The following is a 228-nucleotide window of genomic DNA, read 5'->3' on the forward strand; positions in this document are numbered from 1 at the left end:
TAGCTCTACTGGTCAACTTATGTTTCATCTATTCGCAGCGTTCGCAGAATTTGAACGTAATCTTATACTAGAACGTTCAGCGGCTGGACGAGCTGCCGCACGCGCAAGAGGAAGATTTGGTGGTCGTCCTGAAAAGTTAACTTCTCAGGATTTAGAATTACTGAAAACTTTAGTGGATAGCGGTACGCCTATTAAGACGATTGCCGAACGTTGGCATGTTTCAAGAAC

At 44.3% G+C, this 228-nt stretch carries 1 protein-coding gene; it reads left to right on the forward strand.

The window, feature by feature from the left end; translation table 11 throughout:
* The coding region (locus AB3I00_RS14870; protein ID WP_368025653.1) for a helix-turn-helix domain-containing protein at positions 1-228 on the forward strand (228 nt) is incomplete at both ends.

Source organism: Enterococcus sp. C76 (assembly GCF_040886985.1).
GTDB classification, from domain to species: Bacteria; Bacillota; Bacilli; order Lactobacillales; family Enterococcaceae; genus Enterococcus_B; species Enterococcus_B lactis.